This is a genomic window from Rhizobium sp. SG570 (genome assembly GCF_012275345.1).
Classification (GTDB): Bacteria; Pseudomonadota; Alphaproteobacteria; order Rhizobiales; family Rhizobiaceae; genus Rhizobium; species Rhizobium lusitanum.
On sequence record NZ_JAAZQI010000030.1, the window covers coordinates 1 to 24,201 of the forward strand.

The window sequence follows — 24,201 nt, forward strand, 5'->3', positions numbered from 1 at the left end:
CCGGCTGCCCGCGCCGACAACAGCGTCGCCGCGCAGCAGGCCCGCCTCAAAGGCTTCTCCCTCGACATGTCCATGGGTGGGCCTGACGCCGATGATGCCGAATTCAAGGAGAGCGCGTAAATGGCTGTGCCCGACTCAGAAGCCCAATATGTGACCTTCGGCCTCGACGACGAATGCTTTGCCGTTCCCGTCGAGGTGGTCAGAGAGATCCTGGATCATCAGGATGCCTTCCGCATTCCGCATGGGCCGGACTATCTGCTCGGCCTGCGCGACGTGCGAGGCCAAGGCGTCCCGGTCATCGACCTGCGCCTGCGCCTTGGCATGTCCAGAACGACAAAGACCCCGCATACCCGCATCCTCGTCATCGATGTGAAAATCGCTGACAAGGCGCTGACGCTCGGCCTCGTTGCCGACCGGGTCTTCGAGGTCACGTCCTTCAAACATCAATCGGTCGAAAGCGCCCCCGATATCGGGGTGCGTTGGCCGTCCGAATATATTGCGGGCGTCGTGCGCCGGGAAACTGGATTCGTTGTCATCATCGACCTGGCGAAACTCTTTTCGCCGGCCGACGCGGTTTCGCTGGTCAGCACGGACGCCGGTCGGACCGTTGCCGGATCCGCCGTCATTTGAGTGAGAGTTAAAGTGCCCGCCCAGGATCTGAGAGACTACGGTGACAACGGGTTAAGCCGGCGGAACTTCGACCAGCTTGCCCGCTACATTTACGACTATAGCGGCATCAAGATGCCACCCGGCAAGCGCACCATGCTGGAGGGGCGGTTGAGGCGCCGGTTGAGGGCAACCGGCATCATCGATCTTGACGACTATTGCGACTACCTCTTCAAGCGCGGCGGCATCGATCGCGAGGCCATACACCTCATCGATGCGGTCACAACCAACAAGACCGATTTTTTCCGGGAGCCGAAGCATTTCGAGCATCTGGAAAGCTCCGCCTTGCCTGAGCTTCTGGCAGCCGGCCACCGCCGGCTGCGCGTCTGGAGTGCAGCCTGCTCCATCGGAGCCGAGCCCTACACCATAGCCATGGTGATAGAGGATTATCGCGAAGCCAACGGTGCGCCGGACTACAGCATTCTCGCCACCGATCTTTCCACAGATGTCCTCAAGGCGGCCCGCAGGGGCGTCTATCCGATCGCGATGGTCGATCCGGTCGATCCGCAAAGGCGCGAACGCTATGTGATGGAGGCCCGCGACCCGCAACGCGGCGAAGTGCGCATCCATCCGACATTACGCGCAAGAATCGGCTTCGGCCGTCTCAACCTCATGGATCGGGCCTATGATATCGGCGACAAGGTTCACATCGTTTTCTGCCGCAACGTCCTGATCTATTTCGACAAGCCGACCCAGGAAAAGGTGCTGTCCCGGCTTTGCGACAAGCTGGTTCCGGGCGGCTTTCTCTATGTCGGTCATTCCGAAACTATCAGTGGGCTCAACCTGCCGGTGAAGCAGGTCGCCAACACGGTTTTCAGAAAGGTCTGACACATGGCCAGAAAGATCCGCGTTCTTATTGTCGACGACTCCGCCAGCGTGCGCCAAGTGATGACACAGGTGCTCTCGGCGGATCCGGACATCGAGATCATGGGGGTCGCCGCCGATCCCTTCGTGGCCGCGAAGAAGATTCAGGAAGAAATTCCCGATGTCATCACGCTCGATGTCGAAATGCCTCGCATGGATGGGATCACCTTCCTGCGCAAGCTGATGGCGCAGCGCCCCATTCCGGTCGTCATGTGCTCCTCCCTGACCGAGGCCGGTTCGGAAACCCTGATGCAGGCGCTGGAGGCCGGCGCCGTCGACGTCATCCTGAAACCCAAGATCGCGGCCGCCGATCATCTGGCGGAGACGGCCGCGATGATCCGGGAAACCGTCAAGGGCGCCGCAGCAGCCCGGCTTGGAACCACGCGTCGGCGCCTGGTTGCCGCAAGCGGACCGACTGCCAAGCTGACAGCCGATGCGGTGCTGCCGCCGCCGAGCGGCAGGGCCATGGCCAAGACCACGGAAATGATCGTCTGCGTGGGCGCGTCCACGGGCGGCACGGAGGCGCTGCGCGAACTGCTGGTGGCACTCCCGGCCAACACGCCCGGCATCGTCATCGTGCAGCATATGCCGGAGAAATTTACGGCCGCCTTCGCCAAACGCCTGAACAGCCTTTGCGAAGTCGAGGTCAAGGAAGCCGAACACGGCGACCCTGTGCTGCGCGGCCACGTTCTGATCGCACCCGGCGGCAAGCACATGCTGCTGGAGCGGCAGGGCGCTCGTTATGTCGTTTCCATTAAGGAAGGTCCGCTCGTCTCCCGGCACCGGCCGTCCGTCGATGTCCTCTTTCGCTCCGCTGCACGATCGGCTGCAGCCAACGCCATGGGCATCATCATGACCGGCATGGGAGACGACGGCGCCCGCGGTATGAAGGAAATGCACGCGGTCGGGGCCTTTACCGTCGCCCAGGACGAGGAGACATCCGTCGTTTTCGGCATGCCCAAGGAAGCGATCGCCCATGGTGGTGTCGACAGGACCGTGGCGCTCGATCAGATCGCCCGCGAGATCCTGGCTGCCGATAAACGGCATTGATGGTAACGGTGCGCAAAGCCGCTGCCGGGGCGGATTGCAGCCTCATTCAAAATGGTTTGTTAACCATAAATGCGTAACCATCTCCACAAGCCATGACAGCCCCTCGCCCATCCCATTGCGTTGCCCGACCGATCACCCCACGGAGTGCCCATGGCCGTTCTGACCTTTGCCAATACGAAAGGCGGCGCCGGCAAGACCACCGCCGTCGTCATCGTCGCCTGCGAGCTCGTCAGAATGGGCTTTTCGGTGGCTGTGCTGGACGCCGACCCGCAGCTATGGATTTCCAAATGGTATGAGCGGATGGGCGACAGGGCGCCATCCTCGCTATCCGCCATTCCCTATGTGACAGCCGCCAATCTCGGCCAGCATGCACGCAAGCTGCGCGACGAGGTCGATTTCCTTCTCATCGATTTGCCCGGCGCCCGCAGCCCCCTGCTCGCACAGGCGCTCGGCTATTCGAACTATGTGCTCATCCCCGTCCAGGGATCCGCCATGGATGCGGAGGGCGCCACCAATGTCATCGAGCTTCTCCAGTATCTGGAAGATCGCGCCGATATTCGTATCCCGCACTCGGTCGTGCTGACCCGCGTCAATCCGATGGTCACCACACGCGCACTACAGTCGGTGAAAGAACTGCTCTCGAGCCGGCGGGTCCATGTGCTCTCCACGCCAATCATCGAGCGCGCCGCTTACCGCGAAGTCTTCGGCTATGGCCAGACCCTCTATTCGATCGATCCGGAAAGCGTCAGCAATCTCGACAAGGCCCGGCAAAATGCCCAGGCTCTCGCCCAGGAAGTTCTGCGCCGCATTCTGCCCTATAGCGGCCGCGTCGATCAGACAAAGGCCGACGAACTCAAACGCTCGGCCTGACGAGCGCCCAGGTTTATGGGCCTATTCGCCGCCTGCGCGGCGCGTGGTGACGCAGCGCGTTGGCGACATGCTGCCGACTTCGTACACGTAAAACGCCGGCTGACGCGCTTGCCCTTTGCGTTGCCTTTTCGGCAATTAATAATCCGCATAATTGTTCTTTATTAGAACGCTGAATTCCCCCATCATCGCTCCATCGGTGGATAACGAGACGAAAAGTCCGATCGCCCGATCAACAGGGGAACTATCAGAATGTCTCAATTCATGATGAATCGGCGCCGCTTCCTATCCAATGCTGCGTTGGTCGGGGGTCTCGCCGCGACGCAGACTTTCATCGGTATTCGCGCCGGCAAGGCTGCTGATGTCGCCGAGGTCCGCATGCAGCTCGGCTGGCTCGCTTCCAACGGCCTGATCGGTGAAGTCGCGGCCCAGAAGAAGGGCTTCTTCACCGAACAGGGCATCGATCTCACCATCGTGCCCGGCGGTCCGAATGTCGATGGCGTGGCCGGCGTGGCCGCTGGCCAATCCACCATCGGCCAGATTTCTTCGAGCCCCTCTGTCATGCTCGCGCGCTCGGCCGGCATGCCGGTCAAGGCGTTTCTTGCTGGTTATCGCAAGCACCCCTTTACCTATTTCTCGTTGAAAAAGGCGCCGATCCGCGAGCCGAAGGACATGATCGGCAAGACGATCGCCACTCAGCCCACCGCTTTCATCCTGCTGCGCGCCCTTCTCGCCAAGAACGGCATTCCGGAGGACAAGGTGAAGATGGTCAACATGGGCTCCGACATGAACCAGCTGATCACCGGCCAGGCCGATGCGGTGACCGGCTGGGTGACGAATACCAATGCGCTGAAGGTGCTGGGAGATGATCGCGTCGACATGATGCTCTGGGATGCCGGCCTGCAGCTCTACGCCAACGTCTACTACACGACCGACGAGCAGCTGGACAAGCATTCCGACGTGCTGGTCCGCTTCACGACGGCAGCCGCCAAGGGTTGGGGCTATGTTCGCGACCATCCGGAAGAAGCCGTCGGCATGCTGGTGGAAGCCTATCCCAATCTCGACAAGGCAAGCGAACTGGAGGCAGTCCATTCGGTCATCGACTTCTCCTTCGGCGACAGCACCAAGCAAACTGGCTGGGGCGCGATGAACAAGGATAATTGGACGGCTCAGATCAAGGCCTATGCCGACCTGAAACAGTTTGCCGGCACGGTTCCGACCGTCGACGATGTTGCCACGATGGCGATCCTCGATGCGACGACCGACATTCGCAAACAGATCGGGTGATACGATGATGAGTGCCGCCACCATCAAGGAGCCGATGCCGCGTGTCGAAACCGCACGGCTTGCGGTCTCCGTTCGCGATCTCGACATCCGCTTCGGAGACAGGGGCAATGAGGTCACCGCCCTGTCCAACGTCTCAGTCGATATTCCCGAGGGCTCGTTCGTCACCATGCTCGGACCATCGGGCTGCGGCAAGTCGACCCTGCTGCGCTGCATCGCCGACCTCGTTCACATCAGCAACGGCTCGGTTTCGGTGTTCGGCCGACCGCCGCGCCAGGCACGCGAAGGCCGCGATTTCGCCTTCGTTTTCCAGGAGGCGACGCTGCTGCCATGGCGCAGCGTCATCGACAATGTCCGCCTGCCGCTCGAAGTCGGCAGGCACGACAAGAGCTCCTATGCCGATCCGATGGAATTGCTGGCATTGGTCGGCCTGAAAGGACGCGAGAACGCCCTGCCGCATGAGCTGTCGGGCGGCATGCGGCAGCGTGTGGCGATCGCCCGCGCATTGGTGACAAAGCCGCGCATCCTGCTGATGGACGAGCCGTTCGGCGCATTGGACGAGATCACCCGCGACAAGCTCAACGAGGAACTGCTGCGCATCTGGCGGGAAACGGGAACCACCATCATCTTCGTGACCCATTCCATCCCGGAAGCGGCCTTCCTCGGCCAGCATGTGCTGATGCTGCAGGCCCATCCCGGCCGGGTGAAGGAATTCATGAAGGTCGACCTCCCCTATCCTCGCGCGCTTTCCATGCGCGACACCGTGGATTTCATCAGGGTTACAGCCCATCTGCGCGCGCTGCTGGAGGAATGCATATGAGCAACGCCGTGCACTCCGAAATCCGTGGGGTTACCAAGGCGCCGCGCAAGGTGGCTCTCCTCGACGCGACCATCGGCGTCCTGTCTTCGAACATGCCGGCGATCCTCGCCGCACTCGGCTGCATCGTGCTGTGGCAGGCCGTCATCTGGATCTTCAAGATCCCGACCTTCATGGCCCCAGCGCCGGTCGATGTCCTCTATGCGTTTCGCGACAATGCCGCGACACTAACACGCAACCTCCTGCCGACGCTGCTCGAAGCCGTCCTCGGTTTCGTCTTCGGCAATCTCGTCGCGATCCTGCTGGCGATCTGGTTCGTTCACAGCGCCACCGCGGAGAAGGCCTTCTATCCAATTGCTGTCTTCATCAAGGCGATCCCGATCATCGCCGTCGCGCCGATCCTCGTCCTGATCTTTGGCAATGGCGTCGCGCCCAAGATCATTATCGCCGGCCTCATCTGTTTCTTCCCGACGCTGGTCAACATGGTTCAGGGTCTTCGCTCGGCGAGCCCCGCAATGCTCGATCTCATGAGGGTTCTTTCGGCCAGCAATTCCGAAATCCTCTGGAAGGTTCGTCTTCCAAGCTCGCTGCCCTTCCTCTTCGCCGCCCTGAAGATCGCGGCGACCAGCAGCGTCATGGGGGCGATCGTGGCCGAATGGATCGGGTCCAGTTTCGGGCTCGGCGCGCTCATCATCGAGGCGACCTATAATTTCCGCTCGCCGCTTCTCTACGCAACGGTGGTGATTGCCGCCCTGCTCGCCGTGATCCTGTTTTTCATCGTGTCGATCGCCGAGGCGAAGATGGTCCGCTGGAAACCGGCCGGCCAGCACTGAGCGCTCAAGAACAACATCAAGGAAACACCAATGACACAGGTTATTCATCAGCCTGCACGGGATATCTCTGTCGTCGATCGCTCCGATGTGGTGGTGGTCGGCGGCGGCCCGGCCGGGATCGCCGCAGCGGTATCAGCCGCCAGGAACGGCGCAAGCGTCACGCTTCTCGAACGCTATCCCTATGTCGGCGGCCTTGCCGCCGGCGGCATGGTGCTGGTGCTCGACGACATGATCAACGAGCTTGAGATTACCGTGCGCGGCATCTGCATGGAAATGATCGAGCGGATGAAGGTCTGGGGCCTTTGCGTCACGCCGACCGATCGCGACCGCCTGATCGAGTTCAGGGAGACGCCGGAGGCCTGGCAGCGCTGGGCGCGTTGGGGTCTATTCGACTTCCACACCCAGGCGATGCCGCATCCGATCTGCTTTTCGGCGGCATTCGATCCCGACGCATTCAAGCGCGCCGCCTACGACATGATCGGTGAAGCCAAGATCAAGCTTAGAACCCATAGCTGGTTCTCCTCGGCTATCGTCGAGGATGGGACGATCAAGGGCGTGATCTGCCAGACGAAGGAAGGCATGCAGGCCATCCTCGGCGACGTCGTCATTGACACGACAGGCGATCTGGATGTGGCCGCCAGCGCCGGCGCTGCACATATCGAATCCAATTTCATCCTGACGACGGTTTCGCGCTGGGGCGGCGTCGATACGGAGGCCGCCGAGCGCTTCGAGCGGCAGGAGCCCGAAGCCTTCAAGGCGCTCGATCACGAGGCCAAGCGGCTGATCGGCGGCTGCTGGTCCTTCTGGTGGCTGAAAACCCCGCTGCCGGGCATCGTCTGGCTGAACTGCCCGCATATGCCGACACTGAGCGGCCTGAAAGTGGCGGATCTGACCAAGGCCGAGATCGAAGGCCGCTCGCGCATAGCCAAGCTGCTCGAATTTGCCCGCCAGAAGATGCCGGGCTTCGAGAATGCCTATGTCGTCGACTTCGCACCGCAGACCGGAGTGCGTCAGACACGACAGCTGGAAGGCGCCTACGTCGTTACCAAGGACGACGTCATGTCGCGCCGTCACTTCGCCGATACGGTCTGCCGTGGTCGCGACTACTACACGCCCTACCGGGCGATGTTGCCGAAGGAGATCGATCAGCTGATCGTCGCCGGCCGGCATTATTCTGCAACCCCGCAGGCACAGAAGGCCAGCCGCGAAATCCCGCCCTGCATGGCGATGGGCGAAGCGGCGGGCGTGGCGGCAACGATTGCCCTCAATGCGGGAACGACCGTCCGCAAGGCCGATGTCAGTGCAATACAGAAGCAGATGCGGGCTCAGGGAGCCGATCCCGGCGACATTCCCTCGGAGAACGCGACATATTTGGAGGCTGCAGAATGACGACTTTGCCACTCGACGGAATTCGCGTGATCGATTTTACGCAGGTGATGCTTGGCCCATCCTGCACGCAGGTCCTGGCGGATTATGGTGCCGAGGTCATCAAGATCGAGAAAGTCAAGATCGGCGATCTCTCCCGCTGGTCGCTCGGCTCCGATCCGGACGGCCTCAACAATCCCGTCTTCTGCTCTTTGAACCGCAACAAGAAGAGCCTGGCGCTGGACCTGAAAGATCCGGCGGCACAAAAGTCCGTGCTGACGCTGATCGAGACGGCCGATGTCGTCGTCAACAATTTCCGCCCTGGCGTCATGGAACGCATGGGCTTCGGCTACGAAGACCTGAAAAAGATCAACGCGCGCCTGATCTATGCCGTCGGCACCGGCTTCGGCTTGAGCGGCCCCTACCAGCACAAGGGCGGCCAGGACGTGCTGGCGCAGGCCGTCTCCGGCGTCATGCGCCGCAAGTCCGACAGCAGCCATCCGACGTCAATCTACGCGACGCCGCTCGCCGACTATTCGGCCGGCATGCATCTCGTCCAGGGGATTCTGCTCGCTCTCCTGCAGCGCGACAAATCAGGCGAAGGCCAGCAGGTGGCCGTCAGCCTCTACAATTCCATGATCGCCATGCAGATGCAGGAAGGCACGACGCATCTGATGCGGCAGAAGGACCTGAACTGGGGCGCCTTCCCGCTGACCGGCGTTTTCGAAACCACGGATGGCGCCATCGTCATGGTCGGGGCCTTCAAGCCAAATCCGCTGCGCGATATCTGCGAGGCGCTCGAAATTGAGGACCTGTCGCAGTATCCGCACTACAAGGATTTCGACGCCCAGATGGCGCGGCGGCCGGAATTGCAGGCGATCTTCCGCGACAATTTCGCCAAAAACAGTACGGCGCACTGGATCGAGCGGCTGGAGGGTGTCGATATCCTTTGCGCGCCGGTGCGCTCACTGCCGGAAGCGCTGAAGGACGAGCAGACCGTCATCAACAAGATGATCCTCGAGGCCGGCGAGACGGCGGCCGGCCCGATCCGCCTCATCGGCTCGCCGATCGATATGTCTTCAGCGCAAGTGACCGTGCGGATCGCGCCACCGCGACTTGGCCAGCACAATGACGAAATCCTGGCTTCGCTCTCCGAACTCCAGGGAGACGCGGCATGAGCGTCGCCTTTTCAGTCGAGGATCGGGTCGCGCGCGTGACGCTCGACCGGCCGGACCGGATGAACGCCGTCGACGCCGAGACCGAGGCGGAGCTTGAGGCGATCTGGTCCGAGATAGAACGGCGCGACGATATCAGCTGCGTTGTCCTGACCGGTGCCGGCGAGAAAGCCTTCTGCGCCGGCGCCGACCTCAAGGGCGGCAGCGGCAGTTCCGGGGTCGACTATTGGGCTGTCGGACGCGAGAACGGCTTTGGTGGCCTCGCTTTTCGCCGCTCGCTCGACGTGCCTGTCATTGCCCGCGTCAACGGCTATGCGCTTGGCGGCGGCTTCGAGATGGTGCTCGGCTGCGATATCGTCGTCGCCGTGGAAACCGCCCGCTTCGGCCTGCCTGAGGCGCGCGTCGGCCGCATGCCGCTCGATGGCGGCATGATCCTGTTGCAGCGCAAGATCGCCTTCAATCGCGCCATGGCCGTCATGCTGACCGGACGGCAATTCAGCGCCGACGAGATGGCGGGCTTCGGCATCGTCAACGAGGTCGTGCCGGCTGCAGAGCTTGACGCCGCCGTCGATCGCTGGGTCTCGGATATCGTCGCCTGCGCGCCGCTGTCGTTGCGCGCCATCAAGCAGACGGTGAACCGCACCGCCCATCTGAGCCCGGCGGAAGCACAGGCCCTGAGAACACCGGCCCTGATCAAGGCACTGAAAAGCGAGGACGCCATGGAGGGTGTCGCTGCCTTCAAGGAGAAGCGTGCTCCGATTTGGCGCGGCAAGTAGGCATGCTATAGCTTCGAGATTGCCGAGGGCTTTTCATGCATGCCAGCATCCTGAAGTATTTCGCCGAGGTCGCGCGCTCCGGATCGATCCGCAAGGCATCCGACGAGTTGCATGTCGCAACCTCCGCCGTCAGCCGCCAGATCAAGAAGTTGGAGGACGAGCTCGGCACACCGCTGTTCGAGCGCTTCTCCGATGGTTTGCGGTTGACGTCGGCAGGAGAAATCGTGCTGCGGCACGCCAAGGAAACGCTGCATGAATACGAGATCATGAAATCCAATCTCGGCGATCTCCACGGCAAAAGCACCGGCCGCGTCCACATCGCCGCGCTCGACAGCCTCGCCATTCAGTTCCTGCCGGAATTCGTGTCCAGCTTCCACAAGAAGCATCCGGCTGTGGATTTTCGGATCCGCACCGACAATTACAACAATATTTTCCGCTTCCTCGCCGAGGGAGACGTCGATATCGGCGTGACCTTCGATCTCGCCCGTCCGCATGACATGAAGCTCATCCATGGCGTGCCCATGCCGTTGATGGTGATCGTTTCCAGAACCCATCCGCTCGCGCGGCAAAGGTCGGTGACCTTGCAGGAATGCGCCCAGTTCAACATGCTGCTGCAGCTCGACAACGAAGTCATGAGCTCGATGATCGCGGTGGAGCTCGGCGCGCTCAACCGAGTCGGCCGCACGCTGGTCGCCACAAACAATCAGATGATGCTCAAGCCCCTGATCCTCTCCGGCGAAGGCGTCGCCTTCTTTACGCCGCTCGGCCTCCTGCGCGAGCTGGAGGCGGGAGAGGCCGTCGCGATCCCGATCGCCGGCTCGAAACTGCACAATCTTGAGGTCGGCATCGTCGTGTCGCGCAGGCGCCAGCTCACCCACGCGACCGAGGTCGTCGCCAAGGCGATGGGCGAGGAGCTGGCGAAATTCGGTGAAAAGATCAATGCCGTGGTCGGAAGATAAAAGAAAGCGGTGATATCGGTGCGATTGCTGCTCAATCCCGGCCATGCGCCGGCCCGAAGGATCGAGAACGAGGCGGAGCTACCGCCGGCGCTGAAAGCCGCTAACGTCGGATCGGGCGATCTGGTGCTGCCCTCGCCGGTCAACGCGCATGATCACGGCTACGGTATCCGCACACTGGATTTCAGCACCCTCGACGATGCTTTGGAAGTATGGATACCGGGTCTGAGACTGCGCCCGCGCACGGACCCTTATATGGAGGCCCTCGTCGCCTTCGGCCGGCTCGCCAGAACCGGCGTCGGCGCCACCATGCATTGCCATAATTCTCTGAATGTCGACCGCCTTGTCGGCGAGGCAAAGGATGTCATGCGCGCCGCCAGCGATATCGGCATCCGGCTTGCGCTGTCCTGCCCGCTGCTCGACCACGATGCCTGGGCTTATGACGGAGGGCCGCAACGGCTCAAATCCTTCCTGTCGGCAAGCGATTGGCAGGCCTTGGAGCCGACCATTCCGGTCTATGCACCGATCCACGCGCAGCTTGCAGCGGTCGAGGCAGTTGCGGCAGCAAACTCCAGCTCGCTGGTCGATGTGCAATATGGACCCATCGGGCCGCAATGGTGCTCAAACGCGCTGCTTGAGTCGATTGCGGAGGCGTCCGCCGTCCATAACAGGCGCATCCACATGCATCTGCTGGAAAGTCCGCGCCAACGTATCTGGCTCGACCGGCGCTTTCCTGAAGGCGTGGTCAACTATCTCGACAGGATCGGCTTCCTGTCGCCGCGCCTGGCAGTCGCGCATGGTGTGCAATTGCGCCCCGACGAATATGCGTTGTTGGCCGAGCGCGGCGTCCAGCTTGTCAGCAATCCTACAGCCAACCTGCGCCTGCGTTCTGGGGTGGCGCCGGTCGCTGCGATCGCCGAAGCCGGCGGCCCTGCCTTCGCCATCGGCCTCGACGGCACCGGGTTTGACGACGATCAGGACCTCTGGCGGGAGATGCGGCTGCTCCATCTCCTGCATGAAGGCCGCGGACTGATCCGCCGGCTAACGGCAGGACAGCTATTCGACGCCGCCATCCGGACCGGCGCCCAGGTCATCAATGCACAAGACGCCGATGACTTTACCGTCGTGGACTATCAGGCCCTGATCGCTGACGCGCTATTCGACGACATCGACGAGGCGGAAGTCCTGCTGACGCGCATGAGCGCCGCATATGCCAAGGGACTGATCGTTTCGGGACGTGAGGTGATGCGCGACGGGAAATTGACCGGCGTCGATTTCGATGCCGCCCTGCGGGAGTTGAAAGCACAGGCGAAGACCGATTTGCCTAGGCTCGAGCAGCAACGCCCCCTCGTCCGCGCCTTGTCCGAAGCGACGAGAGCCTATTACGCGGCCTGGCCTGGTGTCTCCTGATGTTGCTCCACTGGAGCCTCATGCATCGACCGACGCTCCAATCCGCAATGCATCGAGGCTCTCGAGCCTGACCCTATCGGTGATCTGCAATTGCGGCGGAAGCACCTTGTTCCAAATCGCATTTCCGCTCCGTTTGCCGACGAGATATTTGACGGCGGGAATAAGGGGGTGGGAAGCAATGGCTTGCCGCAGATTGCGAACGCGTTCGGAGAGCAACGCATCCTGCTGATCACGCCATAGCCGTTGCGACGAGCGAGGGTCGATATTGACCGTCGCCGAGATGCAGCCGGCATAGCCATCGCGATCGGCATCGGCAAGCGCCGCCTCGCTGCTGGGAAAGACGGCAAAATCGCTGATCCTTGCAAGCTCGCGCGCATAGGCGAGATTGCCGGAGCTGTCCTTTGCGCCATTGATCCGCTCCGGAAAGGCCTGTGCGAGCCGCGCCGAAAGCGCTGGCGAGAATTCGATGCCTGTCAATTGCGGAAAATTATAGAGATAGATCGCGATCGGCGTCTCGGCCGTCATCCTCACGAGTTCGGCAAACCAGGCGAACAGCCCATCCTCGTCCACGGGCTTATAATAATAGGGCGGCAGGACGAGAGCGGCGGCAAAGCCGAGGTCGAAGGCCCGCCTCGTCAGCGCGACCGTGGTTTCCAGATCCGGTGTACCGGTGCCGACCATCATTCTGCCGCCGTCCAGCCCACGGGCCGCGGTCGCCATCAGCGCACTGCGCTGAGAGGCCGAGAGGGAATTGGCCTCCCCGGTCGTCCCCAGCACGTTCAAAAAATCGCAGCCATTATCCAGGCACCAGCGAGCATGCTCGATGAAAGCATCGCCATCGATATCGCCGTGATGGTCAAAAGGAGTTGGCACGGCGGCAATCACGCCGGCTATCCGGGTCTGCGTCACGAGAAGGCTCCTCACATGGTCTCACAAGCGGTTTTCGGAAGGTCCGCGATAGGCGGCGACAAAGGGATGGTCCTGGCTGGTCGTCCGGCTCTTGTCCCAGCCGCCGGGGGCACCCCAGCCGGTCACTTCGTCGGCAAAGAAATCACGGTTGACGTCACGGAGGAACAGCCGCTCCGCCGGCATTTCCTGATCCCACAGAATAGCGTCGACGGGACAGACGGAAAGACAGAGCCCGCAATTGATGCACTCCTGCGGCTGGATATAAAACATCCGGCCGCCTTCGTAGATGCAGTCAACAGGACAGGCGACGGTGCAGTCGCCATCCTTGATATCGATGCAGGGTTCGGTGATGACATAAGCCATGAAATTCGCCTCGCGGCGCGCTCTGCGGCCGCCTTGAGCCAAACTATGACAAACAAAGGCGTTCTGAAGAAGCGCTGATTTGCGGCTCTTTCATTGCCGAAACGGCAACGGTAAAACGGCAGACATGCAGCATGGTGCCGGCTGTCATCTACGCCACGCTCTCTACTTCCGCCGTCTCATGTTGACGACGACGACCCCAAAGATCGCCAGGGCGCCGCCGATCGCGCCGATCGTCGAGGGAGTTTCTCCCAGCCAGAGGAAGCCGATAAGCGTTGCTGTCGGCGGTACCCCGTAGAGGAAGTTGGATGCCCGTGCAGCCGAAAGCCGCTTCAGGGCGATGGCCCAGGTAACGTAGCCGACCGCGGTCGGAAAGATCACGAGATAGGCAACGCCCCAGTTCACATCTGCCGGCGCGGCGGCCAAGGCTCTGAGGGTGGCGGGCACGGCCGGAAGAAGCGGAATGGAGCCGATGAACAGCACCCAGGCAGTCACCGTCAATGCCGGCAGCCGCCCGAGAACGGGCTTTTGCAGGACGCTGGCGATTGCCGAGCAAAGAGCAGCGCCGAGGATCAGCATGGCGTTTGGATCGAAGCTGAACCCATCGCCCGTTCCGGCAGCGATCAACACCACGCCGCCGAAGGAAACCGCCGTGCCGATCCACCCCCAGAAGCCGAAGCGCTCTCCGAGAGCAAACATGGCGATCAATGCCGTGAACACCGGCATGGTGTTGATGATGAAGCTCGCAGGCCCCGCCGGCACGGTCTGTTCGCCTGTATTCAGCAGCACCGCATAGGTGGCAATGAAAAGGATTGCGGCAATCGAGATCCGCAGGAGATCCCCTCTTGTCGGGACGCTCCATCTGAATGCCAGATAGCCAAGAGCGATGACGCCCGCCGTCACATAGCGGGCCGTCGCAAGTTCTATCGGCGTCAGGGGCCCGAGACAGATGCGGATGACGACGAATGAAGAAGCCCAGAAGATGATCGTGACGACAACAGCCGAAAAGGCCACCAGATCAAACCTGCCCTTTACCCCCACGTCGCTCGTCAACATGCTCATGCTCGCCTCCCATCCATTTGCATGGGAGTGGAATAGGCCCCCAATACGTGCTTGAAAAGCACCGCAATCAATGATCAGCTGTGTTTATGGTTCACAGCTCGCAAGCACTGCCGCCGCTCGATACACTTGAAACCTTTGCACGCGCGGCCCGCCTTGGCTCCTTTTCGGCAGCTGCCGAAGAAGGCGGCATCACCCATGGCGCCGTCTCAAGACAGATATCGCGGTTGGAGCGCTGGCTCGGTGTGCGGCTCTTTGCGCGGCAGCCGCGCGGCGTAAGCCTCACTCCGGAGGGCATGCGCTTCTTTGCCCGCGCTGAGGAGGCCCTTGCCCTTCTCAGCGACAGCGGCGAGCGCTGGCTTCCCCGGCGCAACAAGGCGACGGTTCGTCTTTCCCTCACACCTTCCGTCGCGTCGCTATGGCTGTTCTCCCGCCTGCCGAAGCTCGAAGGCAACGACATTCATCTCGAGCTGATCCTTGAACATCGTCTGGCGGACTTTGGCGAGGGAACGGATCTCGCCATCCGCTGCGGCAAGGGGCCGTGGGCCGGTGTGCGCGCTCTGCCCCTCTGGCACGAAAGATCCTTTCCGATCGCGGCGCCTTCGCTGGCGGAAAGGCTTGGGCAGAATCGCGATGCGCAATCGCTGCTCGCCATGCCGATCCTGCACGATTCGAACATCGAGGGCTGGCGGCGCTGGCTCGCTCCGGAGGGCGTCGAATACCTGCCGCGCGGACAGGACCGGCGGTTCGAGGACTACAATCTCGTCATCGATGCCTGCGTTCAGGGCGTGGGCGTTGCATTGGCACGACCGCCGCTATCGGATGCGGCAATTGAAAGCGGCAGGCTGGTACCGGTTTCCGACAGGGCGATAGACTACCACGTCTCGTTTCACCTGATCCGGCCCGACAATGCCCTGAGCGGCCCCGCCACGGAACTTGCAAAGCGCCTCCTCGGCGAAGCGGGCCATGACGAAACGACGATCGCAGCCTTTACCGCACCAACGCGGGCGCGCGCATAGGCGGACGCTATATCGTTCCGGTCTTATGCAGCAAGCGCCCCTAACGGCGACACCCGGTCGAAAGCTGAGCTTCGTCAGCCAGTCGACGCGGCGGTAAAAACCACCAATTGAGCCTCGAAAGCACGCTTGTATGCGGGCCGCGCCTCACCGCGAGCAACATAGGCGGAGAGGTTCCGATATTCGTCCAGTAGACCCGAGCTTTTCAACCTGAGCAGCACCGACACCATCAGAAGGTCACCGGCGCTGAACTTGCCGCCAAGCCAGTCGGCATCGCCAAGGTGACCAGAAAGTTCGCTCAGCCGCTTGCGGATGCGTTCCTCGACCATGGGCAGGCGCTGCTCGTACCAGGTCTCGTCACGCTCCAGAAGCTTGGCGACTTCGCGATCGACGATCGGCGGCTCCATCGTGGTAAGCGCGGCAAACATCCATGTGATGGCGCGCGCCCGGGCCTTGGCATCGTCCGGCAGCAGGCCTTGATAGTGCTCCGCGATATGGAGCACGATCGCCCCCGACTCGAACAGGACGAGATCGCCTTCTTCATAGGTCGGAATCTGCCCGAAAGGATGAAGCGCGAGGTGTGTGGGTTCCTTCATCGCTTTGAACGAAAGAAGACGAACGTCGTAAGGCTGACCGACTTCTTCGAGCGCCCAACGAACGCGCATGTCACGCGCCAGACCCTTGCCGCGATCGGGCGACCGTTCAAAGGCGGTAATAGTAATCGTCATCGCCGTTCTCCATAGCTTGTCTGTCTTGAAGACGATTGGCTAAACGAGATTCCGACACGACATGCTCGAGATAGCCATCACGGTCGGTTCAAATGCAGCTCAAGGAATGCGCTCCATGCACATCAGCCAGCATCCTTCTACACGCGCACGGCGCCGGTGAAAACGACATGGGCGGCGTGCAAAGACGACACTGCGAAAGTCGAACATTGGCCCGAACTCCATTCGCGTGGAACCACGCGGTATCGTGACTGTGCGAATACATTCAACCCGTCATGTATTGAATGTTGCAGCGGCCGTGGACCAAAGATTTCTGGACATGGGCGCGCACGCCGAAGACCCGGCCGATCAGTTCCTCCGTCAGAACATCTTCGGGAGCTCCGGCCGCAACCACCTCGCCCTCCTGCAGCACGGCCAGGCTGTCACAGAACATGGCCGCCAGATTGAGATCGTGCAGGGCAATGATGCAGGTGACGTCGAGCTTCGAGACCAGTCCCAGAATATCGAGCTGATGCTGGATATCGAGATGGTTCGTCGGCTCGTCCAGGAGCAGTTCGCTGGGGGTCTGCGCAAGGGCTCTGGCGATATGGACGCGCTGGCGCTCGCCACCCGACAAGGTCTGCCAGAGCTGCGCCGCCCTGCCCTGCATGCCCACACGCCCAAGCGCATCGAGGACGACCGTATCGTCACGAGCGCTCCAGGCCGACAATGGGCCGCGATGCGGCGTGCGACCAAGGCGAACCACGTCCATCACGGTCACCTGCGTCTCCGTCGTCGCCTGCTGCTCGACCAGCGCGATCCGGCGGGCGATATCGCCGCGCGGGATGGCCGCGATATCGTTGCCGCCGAGCCGGATGATACCGCTGCGTACTTTTCTCAAGCGGCAGATCAGCCGCAGGAGGCTGGACTTCCCGGAACCGTTCGGTCCGAGCAGACCGAGGACCTTTCCCTTCTCCACCGTCAAGCTGATGCCGTTGACGATCAGCGTGTTGCCGGCCGCGAAGGTTACCTTGTCGACCGCGATGCTCATGCCGTCCTCCGGGCGCGATAGAGAATGATTGCGAAGGCCGGGGCGCCGAACAAGGCGGTGACCACGCCGATCGGCAGGATCTGCTGAGGGATGATGATCCTCGAGACGATATCGGCGCCGACCATGAAGATCGCGCCGGTAAGCGCCGCCGCCGGCAGCAGCCGATCATGACTGGGGCCAACCAGAAAACGGGCCGCATGCGGGATGACGAGACCGACAAAGCCGATCGAGCCGACGATGCTGACGACCGCAGCCGTCATGAGCGCCGTCGTCCCAAGCAGGACGATCTGCGCGCGCCGCACCGCAATGCCGAGCGAAGCCGCAGCATCGGTGCCAAAGACGAAGGCGTCCAGAACCCGGACATGTCCCATGCAGATTGCAAAGCCGACAATGGCAACCGGCCCCGAAAGATAGACATCCGGCCAGCGCACGCCGCTCAACGAGCCGAGCAGCCAGAACATGACACCCCTTGCCTGCTCGGCATTCGCCGATGTGGTGACGATATAGGAGGTGAGTGCATTGAAGAGCTGCGAGCCGGCGACGCCGCACAGGATGATCCGCTCGCTTGTGCCGCCGACGCCCGTAGCCAGGAGGCCGACGAAGAGAAAGGCCGCGATCGCGCCGAGGAAGGCCCCGCCCGAAAGGCCCAGGATTCCCGAGCCGAGACCGAGGATCATGACGCAGACCGCGCCGGTCGAGGCGCCTGCTGAAATGCCGAGCACATAGGGTTCGGCGAGCGGATTACGCAGCATGGCCTGCAGGATCACGCCGCTCAGCGCCAATGAGGCGCCGGCGCTGGCGGCTACGAGCGCTCGGCTCAGCCTGTAGTCCCAGACGATACCCTGATGGATCCGGCTCAACTCGAAATCCGTCCCCATCAGCCGGTTCGCAACGGCCTTGGCTGTTGTGGCCAGCGGGATGGAAATCTCGCCGATCGACACGGCAAGGCTGATCATGAGCGCCAGGAGCACGATTGCGGCGATGGTGAGCGCCAATAGCGCCCACCGCTTCTGCCGTCTTGCGATCCCGCGCATCTATTGCGCCAGGCCGAAGGACTTGATGCCCTTGGCCAGGGTCTCGATGCCGTCGATGGTCCGGATGGTGGGATTCATCGACTGCGCGTCCATCATCACGAAGTGCTTGTTCTTGACTGCATCGAGCTGGCTCGTGACCGGGTCCTTCTCGAGGAAATCGAGCTTTACCTTGGGATCGTCGGCCGCGTAGCGCCGGCGATCCATCGTCGCGATGACGACCACGGCCGGATTGGCCTGCGCGATCGTCTCCCATCCAACCAGCGGCCATTCCTCCTCCGTCGTCACGACGTTCCTGGCGCCGAGTGTCTTGAGGATATACGCCGGCGCACTGTTCTTGCCGGCGATGAAGGCATCGCCGTTGACTTCCTTGCTCGAGAACCAGAACACAATCGGCAGGTTCTTGGCCTGTGCGCCGGCAATTGAAGCCACTGCTTCCGCCTGACGCTTCTTGAGGTCAGCGATCAGCGCATCGCCGCGATCATTGACGTCGAAAATCCGCGCGAGTTCATCGATCTCCTGATAGATCAGGTCCATCGTGAAGAGTTCCTTGCGCACGCCGTCACCGCCGTCGGCATTGACCTTGGCAACGCAGTCGGTCGGCGCGATGTAGGTGTTGATGCCAAGCCCGGAGAACTGCTCGCGCTTGCCGACCGAACCTTGCGGACCGACATGCCATTCGAATTCGGCGGCAACGAGGTCCGGTTCCTTGCCGACAACCGCTTCGAAACTCGGGTCATTATCGGCAAGACGCGGGATCTTGCCGTTGGCTTCGGCATATTGTGGCAGAACAGGCCCGACCCAGACGGCCGTTCCGACGATCTTGTCGGCAAGGCCGAGCGACAGCAGGATCTCGGTCATGCCTTGACCGATGGACAGGATCCGAGCTGGAGCCTTTTTAAAGGTGACCTGCTGGCCGCAATTGTTGATGGTGAGGGGATACTGGGTCGCTGCAAAACCGGGAGCTGCGAAGCCGGCAAGGCCGAGCGCAAATGTAATGGTCGTCAGAAAATGGCGCATGAAAGATCTCGATAGGGATGAAAAACTGAGTGACGTCAGCGCAACAGCGCTCAGGCACACCGCAGCCGGTCGCGGAAATCCCAATCAAGAACGAAGAGTGCCGGGTAATATCGAAGGCTCAGGTCAATCATTCTCTGTCCCTTTCCGGGCATCCCCGCCCGGCTGATTGGATCGTGATTGACGGCAGGTCTCCTGGCTCGCGGATGTCTGACAATCATCTGCCTTCCCGCGCCGTTTCCGCGCAGTGGCATGGTCCGAAGACCCTGGGAGATGACCAGCAAGCTGGTCGCTCCGGGATGACCGGCAATCCGCTTACAGTTGCGGGGGCAGCCACGGTCTAGGTCCCCTTTGGGTCGCCCTCACCGTGTTCCCTATTAATCCCCGTAGAGTCTTCCTTGGGGAACCGTCGCATCCAGTTATGTCGGACGACCGCTCGCCGTCAAGCACATCCATCGACAAAAGCCGCGCAATGTTTCTTCTCTTCTCCACCTCGACGACGAGTTGCTCGACATTGAAGAACACGCTCGTCTCGTTGTATGAGAATGAAATGGATGCGTTCACATCCGGCGAAGTTCATTTATCGATCTGCATAATAGAATTCATATCTAAAACGCCCTGCGGGCCAATATATCGACATTATCACTGCTCACCAGACGGCGTGAGCCTAACCAAAATGATGGATGAAAATGCAACAGGGGACGTTTCCGGTCGAGCTGGCTGAATTGGCAGCGGCGTTACAGGCAAGGTCGGGAATCTTCAAAGCCGATCAAGAGGCTTTGGCGCTCAGAGAAGAAGTCGAAAGCGCAGCAAGAATTTTCATATTTGACCACAAGACGCAGGCTGAGACTTTTACGAAGGCGTATGGAATTAAAAACGCTCTCAAATGCTGCCTGGCTTTGCTCTCCGCGAATATCGACCCGGTGAAATACGAAAACGTGCGCGACCTAGGCTGCGGCTCGGGCGTCTTCGGATTGACGTTCGCATTTCTCGCTACGAACCCGAGGCTGCACCTGACCTTCGTCGATCAATCGCCCTTACACTTGAACATCGCGCAAACGGTGCTGACGGATTCCGGTTGCGCCGGCAATTTCAGCTTTCTCAACCAGACCCTGCCTCCCGATTTGCCGTCGAATTCGGAGCTGGACCTCATATCCTATTGGTTTTGCGAAAACGGCCACGTGGCGAGCGATGCCAGTTTGATCGATCGCCTGATCGGTCGCGAAGCGATCATTGTAGACTACGAAAAGGTCATCTCGGGCATCGTCGACCATCTTCCAAAGCACCTTGTTGTAAAAGACCGCTGGTCGGTGGAATCGGACGTGCCCTTGCATATGAGGGACATCGTAGGAGATGAGAGCGTGAGGAGTTACGGGATCCACATCGTCAGGGCTTGATCCCACCAGCGGGCATTTCGATGCATAGGCAGGCTATTCGGATCAGTCGATCGAAACAAATCCGGCGTCTCGCAATATCTACTGCCCCTGTCGCGACAGCTTCCTTTCCTGTCCCTTTGCCGGAACAGCGGCGCGAAAGCGGTTTCCTCCCACTGACCGCTGCCGAGTTTCGCCGAACGAACCGCGATGCCGCAGAGCGCTTCGAGCTGGACGGCGATGTTGAGGGTCTGGTGCTGCAGGATGATGACGCGGTTCACGACATCCGGAATATGCACCTGACGGTCGATCTGATCGGTCGCCACACGGTCAGCCCAGGCGGGCGTCGAGAACACTATGCTGCCGAGTTCAATAGCGATTTTCCCGACAGGGATCGGGCGGTGGAGTCTGATTATGGGATTCTCCTGGAAGAGGTCCAACCACTGGCATTATATTTTTCCGGATACAATGGTATCGCTCAGGCTCGAATATCGAGTTGATGGAGAGGCAATCCGGTCAGGCATCCGTGCGCGGTGAAATTGAATCATCATCCAAAGTCGAGTTAGAGGCGCCCATCGGGATTGATGGCTGTTCGAGGCTCGACTATATACCAAGCATGGCTTTGGAATATTACCTCGCTGGCTCGACTGACACGGAAGCGGAGAAGCGCCAGGGGCGGCCCGCATCCGAGCGGATTCTCACGCTTTTGAAGATGCGCGGTTCGCAAACCTCATCGGCGCTCGGCGCTGCTCTTGGAACAACCGGGGAGAATGCGCGCCAGCAGCTTGTCAAGCTGGCAGCGGATGGCCTCGTCGAGGCTCGTTCTCAAGCCAAGGGCGTCGGCCGGCCGCAACAGGAGTGGGAGCTGACGGAGCGCGGGCACGGATTTTTTCCCGATACGCATGGAGAGCTTGCCGTCAGCCTGATCAAGGCGGTTCGCAACACGCTCGGTGAAGCCGCGCTTGACCAATTGATTGCCGCAAGAGAAGGCGAGACGCGAGCCACCTATTCGGCCGTCCTCGAAGGCGTCGATGATCTCGAGGCGCGCATTGCAGCCCTTGCGGCGCAACGATCCGCCGAAGGCTATATGGCCGAATGGCGTCGGACGAATGAAGGCGACGCATGGCTCCTGATCGAGAACCACTGTCCGATATGCGCGGCCGCAACGACCTGCCAGGGCTTCTGCAGATCGGAACTGGCGGTGTTTCGCGATGTCCTTGGCGACGGCTGCACGGTAGAACGTGAGGAGCACATTCTTCACGGCGCTCGCCGTTGCGCTTATCGCATTTCGCCGCACTAGACGCCGACTGAGGCGCGACCGCCACGACGGAAATTTCGTTAGAGCGTTGTCAAGCAAGGCGGGACAATTATGCAAGAAGACTGGTCCACATTCATCGTTGGAAAAGGCAACGTGAACGAGGGTCTCGTCCGCATCGCGTTGTACATTTGTGTATTCGGGACGCTGTTTTGGTGGCCGATAGGCTAGTCGGCGACCGTCGCCTTCATCAAGCGGGCGTTCGATTCCGGCAGGACGGATGACATACCCAAGGACTTTGACCCTGCCCGCATGCAGATGCTGGTCGCTCGTCGCAAGCCCTATGTGAACGATCAAAACCAGTCAATCACACCCCCTCGAGAAGCAACATTGGTGGATTTGGGAGCATCGCAACGGCGCTGCGTCCTTGTTTCACGGCTTTCCCCGGTGCTTCGATCACGCGAAACGACTCCTATTGACCTTTTCACAGATGAATATAGTCTGCGTATATGCAAACCGGCAAACCGCCATGGCGAGCCGATGTGGAGGTGCCGGACCTGTCAAGTCCGGTGTGAGGACGGAAAGCGGTCTCGGGCAGGAGGCACCGCGTTCCGGGAGGAGTGACATGACAGACGACAATCCGGCGCTGCAGAGCGCCGTCCGCAAGGCGACCATCCGTCTTCTGCCCTTCCTGGGCTTGATGCTGATCCTTAATTTTCTCGATCGATCGAATGTCGGCTTCGCCAAGACGGCCTACCAGGCCGACACTGGTCTTTCGGATGCGGCCTATGCATTCGGGGCCGGTATTCTCTATCTTGGCTACGCCACCTTCGAAGTACCGAGCAACCTGATCATGCAGCGCGTCGGCGCCCGTCTCTGGCTCAGTCGGATCATGATCACCTGGGGTATCGTCTCGGCCTGCATGGTCTTTGCCCACACGGCGACGAGCTACTACATCGTCCGTTTCCTGCTCGGCGTCTGCGAAGCCGGCTTCTATCCGGGCGTGTTGCTCTATCTGACCTACTGGTTCCCTGCCAAGCAACGGGCGCGGGCGACCGGTCTTTTCTATCTCGGCGTGCCCCTGGCGCTGGTGATCGGCGCGCCCCTTTCCGGCTGGCTTCTCACCCATCACGACGTGCTGGGTCTTACCAACTGGCAATGGATGTTTGCGGTCGAAGGCCTGTCGGCCACGATCGTCGGCATCCTGGCGCTGTTCTTCCTGACGAGCCGCCCCGGCGAAGCGAAATGGCTGACCACAGAGGAAAGAAAGGCGCTCGTCACCGTTATCGAATCGGAAGAGCGCGGCAAGCTCTCCGAGGTGAAGCATTCCGTCTTCAGCGTGCTTAGGGATTGGCGGGTCCTAACCTTCATCGGCATCTATCTCTTCATTCAGGTGGGCGTCGGCCCGATCACCTTCTACCTGCCGGCGCGGCTGGCGCAGGCCATGGGCGGCGGCGTCAATACCTGGGTCGGCGTGCTGCTGGGTCTGCCGTGGCTCTGCGCCCTGATCGCAACGCGCTTCTTCACTGTTTATGCCGACCGGCACGACAATCACCGCATCGTCTGCATCGCCATGCTGACGGTCGGGACCATTGCACTGGGTATGATCGGGCTCACCATGAACCCCTGGGTCATGGTAATCGCCGCCTGCATCGCGGTGCCGGGGCTCGCCTCATCGCAGCCGGTGTTCTGGAGCCTGCCGACCCGCTATCTCGGTGGCGTCGGTGCCGCAAGCGGCATCGCCTTCATCGTCTCGCTCGGCAATCTCGGCAGCTTCGCTTCGCCGCAGATCAAGGCCTATGTCGATGCCGCGACCGGCAATGGCGATATCGGCTTCTATATTCTCGCCGGCTGCTGCTTCCTGTCCGTAGTGCTCCTGCTGGCGCTCGGCCCGCACCGCCGCTGGATCGTCGACAGCCACCCGGCCGCCGGCAACAGCAGCACGCACTGATGACAATGGCGGCGGCCTGATTATCCTTGTCCGGCCCTCTCGCCTTCATCCCGATCGCATCGGGATGAGGCAGGGATCGATGATCGACGGATCGAGAGCGATCAAGCAAGGGTGCTTCGGGAGCGCTCCTACGGCAATGGACGGTGCCACCGACCGCGCCTGCAATGCCAGCACCTATCGACATCGCTTAGAGCGAGATTGCGGAAGCCCCCAGATAAAGCGTGCCGGAGCTTTCGACGCTGGCCTCGAATGGCATTGACCGCAGCGGAAGCGTTTGGCGATCTTTCACGAAAAACCTTGATTTAAAAGGCTTCGGGCGTGATCACTAAGATCGACGCTACAATCAATCGTAACATGCTTGCGGAAGATATCATCCCGAAGCGAAGATGTTGCATATGATTGGGGGTGGAGG

General features: G+C 61.1%; 24 protein-coding genes and 1 riboswitch. Of the genes, 16 read left to right on the top strand and 8 right to left on the bottom strand.

The features are described 5' to 3' along the window. The first annotated feature begins 120 nt into the window (after positions 1-120). The 12 genes from FHT28_RS33340 (at position 121) to FHT28_RS33395 (ending at position 12,063) form a co-directional block, all read left to right on the top strand. The gene (locus FHT28_RS33340) at positions 121-630 is read left to right on the top strand and encodes a chemotaxis protein CheW (protein WP_168598584.1); all 510 of its coding nucleotides are present in this window, start codon (positions 121-123) and stop codon (positions 628-630) included. A gap of 12 nt (positions 631-642) precedes the next feature. Beyond that, positions 643-1,494 (top strand): CheR family methyltransferase, encoded by an 852-nt coding sequence (locus FHT28_RS33345; protein ID WP_037191746.1) that lies wholly within the window; start codon positions 643-645, stop codon positions 1,492-1,494. Positions 1,495-1,497: 3 nt separating this feature from the next. Next, a complete protein-coding gene (locus FHT28_RS33350) occupies positions 1,498-2,580 on the top strand; it encodes a chemotaxis response regulator protein-glutamate methylesterase (RefSeq protein WP_037191748.1) in 1,083 nt (360 codons plus the stop codon). Positions 2,581-2,730: 150 nt separating this feature from the next. Then, on the top strand, positions 2,731-3,450 hold the full coding sequence (locus FHT28_RS33355; protein WP_168598585.1) for a ParA family protein: 720 nt from the start codon (positions 2,731-2,733) through the stop codon (positions 3,448-3,450). Positions 3,451-3,699: 249 nt separating this feature from the next. Continuing rightward, positions 3,700-4,734 carry an ABC transporter substrate-binding protein gene (locus FHT28_RS33360; RefSeq protein WP_037191755.1) on the top strand — a complete coding sequence of 345 codons (1,035 nt, stop codon included), beginning with the start codon at positions 3,700-3,702 and terminating at the stop codon, positions 4,732-4,734. Between the two features lie 4 nt (positions 4,735-4,738). Beyond that, entirely contained in the window at positions 4,739-5,551 is an 813-nt protein-coding gene (locus FHT28_RS33365) for an ABC transporter ATP-binding protein (protein ID WP_168598613.1), read from the top strand. Continuing rightward, positions 5,548-6,381, top strand: a complete 834-nt coding sequence (locus FHT28_RS33370) for an ABC transporter permease (RefSeq protein WP_037191759.1) — start codon at positions 5,548-5,550, stop codon at positions 6,379-6,381. Before FHT28_RS33365 ends, FHT28_RS33370 begins: the two co-directional genes overlap by 4 nt. Before the next feature lie 30 nt (positions 6,382-6,411). Then, positions 6,412-7,770: an FAD-dependent oxidoreductase gene (locus tag FHT28_RS33375; protein ID WP_168598586.1), complete on the top strand. Its 1,359-nt coding sequence runs from the start codon at positions 6,412-6,414 to the stop codon at positions 7,768-7,770. Beyond that, positions 7,767-8,924, top strand: coding sequence for a CoA transferase (locus tag FHT28_RS33380; protein ID WP_168598587.1), 1,158 nt, complete (start codon positions 7,767-7,769; stop codon positions 8,922-8,924). The genes FHT28_RS33375 and FHT28_RS33380 overlap by 4 nt, the downstream gene beginning before the upstream one ends. Then, positions 8,921-9,697: an enoyl-CoA hydratase-related protein gene (locus FHT28_RS33385; RefSeq protein ID WP_047561651.1), complete on the top strand. Its 777-nt coding sequence runs from the start codon at positions 8,921-8,923 to the stop codon at positions 9,695-9,697. Before FHT28_RS33380 ends, FHT28_RS33385 begins: the two co-directional genes overlap by 4 nt. 35 nt (positions 9,698-9,732) lie before the next feature. Further along, positions 9,733-10,656 carry a LysR family transcriptional regulator gene (locus FHT28_RS33390; protein ID WP_037191769.1) on the top strand — a complete coding sequence of 308 codons (924 nt, stop codon included), beginning with the start codon at positions 9,733-9,735 and terminating at the stop codon, positions 10,654-10,656. Between the two features lie 12 nt (positions 10,657-10,668). Beyond that, positions 10,669-12,063 carry an amidohydrolase family protein gene (locus tag FHT28_RS33395; RefSeq protein WP_168598614.1) on the top strand — a complete coding sequence of 465 codons (1,395 nt, stop codon included), beginning with the start codon at positions 10,669-10,671 and terminating at the stop codon, positions 12,061-12,063. An 18-nt stretch (positions 12,064-12,081) separates the two neighbouring features. Here the strand turns inward: FHT28_RS33395 and FHT28_RS33400 are convergent, their stop codons facing one another. The 3 genes from FHT28_RS33400 to FHT28_RS33410 all read right to left on the bottom strand — a co-directional run bounded on the left by FHT28_RS33400 (position 12,082) and on the right by FHT28_RS33410 (position 14,394). Beyond that, the gene (locus tag FHT28_RS33400; protein ID WP_168598588.1) at positions 12,082-12,972 is read right to left on the bottom strand and encodes a dihydrodipicolinate synthase family protein; all 891 of its coding nucleotides are present in this window, start codon (positions 12,970-12,972) and stop codon (positions 12,082-12,084) included. A 21-nt stretch (positions 12,973-12,993) separates the two neighbouring features. Continuing rightward, a complete protein-coding gene (fdxA, locus tag FHT28_RS33405) occupies positions 12,994-13,335 on the bottom strand; it encodes a ferredoxin (RefSeq protein ID WP_037191774.1) in 342 nt (113 codons plus the stop codon). Positions 13,336-13,497: 162 nt separating this feature from the next. Further along, a complete protein-coding gene (locus FHT28_RS33410; RefSeq protein WP_168598589.1) occupies positions 13,498-14,394 on the bottom strand; it encodes an EamA family transporter in 897 nt (298 codons plus the stop codon). An 86-nt stretch (positions 14,395-14,480) separates the two neighbouring features. Between FHT28_RS33410 and FHT28_RS33415 the strand changes: the two genes are divergently transcribed. Next, positions 14,481-15,410, top strand: a complete 930-nt coding sequence (locus FHT28_RS33415; RefSeq protein WP_168598590.1) for a LysR family transcriptional regulator — start codon at positions 14,481-14,483, stop codon at positions 15,408-15,410. 74 nt (positions 15,411-15,484) lie between these two features. Here the strand turns inward: FHT28_RS33415 and FHT28_RS33420 are convergent, their stop codons facing one another. The 4 genes from FHT28_RS33420 to FHT28_RS33435 form a co-directional block, all read right to left on the bottom strand. Further along, a complete protein-coding gene (locus tag FHT28_RS33420) occupies positions 15,485-16,135 on the bottom strand; it encodes a glutathione S-transferase family protein (protein ID WP_168598591.1) in 651 nt (216 codons plus the stop codon). A gap of 262 nt (positions 16,136-16,397) precedes the next feature. Next, positions 16,398-17,162, bottom strand: coding sequence for an ABC transporter ATP-binding protein (locus tag FHT28_RS33425; protein ID WP_168598592.1), 765 nt, complete (start codon positions 17,160-17,162; stop codon positions 16,398-16,400). Further along, complete coding sequence (locus FHT28_RS33430; protein WP_168598593.1) at positions 17,159-18,196, bottom strand: iron ABC transporter permease; 1,038 nt, start codon at positions 18,194-18,196, stop codon at positions 17,159-17,161. Before FHT28_RS33430 ends, FHT28_RS33425 begins: the two co-directional genes overlap by 4 nt. Then, complete coding sequence (locus FHT28_RS33435; protein WP_168598594.1) at positions 18,197-19,213, bottom strand: ABC transporter substrate-binding protein; 1,017 nt, start codon at positions 19,211-19,213, stop codon at positions 18,197-18,199. It lies immediately after the preceding gene. A 164-nt stretch (positions 19,214-19,377) separates the two neighbouring features. Beyond that, positions 19,378-19,636: riboswitch (cobalamin riboswitch) on the bottom strand. Between the two features lie 263 nt (positions 19,637-19,899). Here FHT28_RS33435 and FHT28_RS33440 point away from each other — a divergent pair. After that, the gene (locus FHT28_RS33440) at positions 19,900-20,607 is read left to right on the top strand and encodes a methyltransferase (RefSeq protein ID WP_168598595.1); all 708 of its coding nucleotides are present in this window, start codon (positions 19,900-19,902) and stop codon (positions 20,605-20,607) included. Here FHT28_RS33440 and FHT28_RS36765 read toward each other — a convergent pair. Next, the gene (locus FHT28_RS36765) at positions 20,580-20,939 is read right to left on the bottom strand and encodes a hypothetical protein (protein WP_168598583.1); all 360 of its coding nucleotides are present in this window, start codon (positions 20,937-20,939) and stop codon (positions 20,580-20,582) included. The genes FHT28_RS33440 and FHT28_RS36765 overlap by 28 nt on opposite strands. A 356-nt stretch (positions 20,940-21,295) precedes the next feature. On the opposite strand from FHT28_RS36765, the gene FHT28_RS33450 reads away from it, so the two are divergent. Together FHT28_RS33450 and FHT28_RS33455 are read left to right on the top strand one after the other, a co-directional pair. Then, positions 21,296-21,883, top strand: a complete 588-nt coding sequence (locus FHT28_RS33450; protein WP_047561718.1) for a metalloregulator ArsR/SmtB family transcription factor — start codon at positions 21,296-21,298, stop codon at positions 21,881-21,883. A gap of 580 nt (positions 21,884-22,463) precedes the next feature. After that, the gene (locus FHT28_RS33455; RefSeq protein WP_168598596.1) at positions 22,464-23,789 is read left to right on the top strand and encodes an MFS transporter; all 1,326 of its coding nucleotides are present in this window, start codon (positions 22,464-22,466) and stop codon (positions 23,787-23,789) included. Positions 23,790-24,201 lie beyond the last annotated feature (412 nt).